This is a genomic window from Terrisporobacter mayombei, from assembly GCF_020748465.1.
In the GTDB taxonomy this organism is placed as follows: Bacteria; Bacillota; Clostridia; order Peptostreptococcales; family Peptostreptococcaceae; genus Terrisporobacter; species Terrisporobacter mayombei.
The window spans coordinates 1-477 of sequence record NZ_JAHZMP010000175.1 but is presented as its reverse complement, the minus strand read 5'-3'; the positions used below and the strand labels follow the sequence as shown (position 1 = coordinate 477).

Below are 477 nucleotides of genomic sequence, written 5' to 3'. Positions count from 1 at the left end.
CGTTTTTCTTCAGCTATCTGCCCACGAAGAAGTGCGGCTTCCTGTTCGGCCCGTTGCTTACCGGAACGTTCAGCCTCAAGGACTTCATAGGGAATGACGTGTTTACCGTCGCGGGTGAGCACCCCCTTCGCTTCCGGCTCCTTCACGTCCTGCGTCTGCTCCACACTGGCATCCGGCGTCGGTGCCACATTGTTATCGCCCGTCTGAGTCTGTGCTTCCTCATCCGCATGTTTTTCCGTGGTATCTTCCGTCACGACGTCCTGTGCGTGACTGTCAATATCCACATCCCCGAGTCCGTCCAGCATTTTTTCCAGTTGTTCCGGGGTTTCTTCACCCGTAAATTCAAAATCCATAAATAACTCCGCATGGTCTGTTTATCGGACAGATCCGAATGGTTGAGTAAATAAGGCTTATCGCTGCCCCCGCGAATAAGCGCACCGCTCCCGGAACGCTTACCTCCGGAAACAAAAAACCCCG

1 protein-coding gene is annotated in these 477 nt (G+C 53.9%); it reads right to left on the bottom strand.

Annotation, left to right across the window (positions count from 1 at the left end; genetic code table 11):
* The coding region (locus K0039_RS20980) for a hypothetical protein (protein ID WP_228106856.1) at window positions 1-353 on the bottom strand (353 nt) is incomplete at its 3' end.
* Between the last annotated feature and the right edge of the window lie 124 nt (window positions 354-477).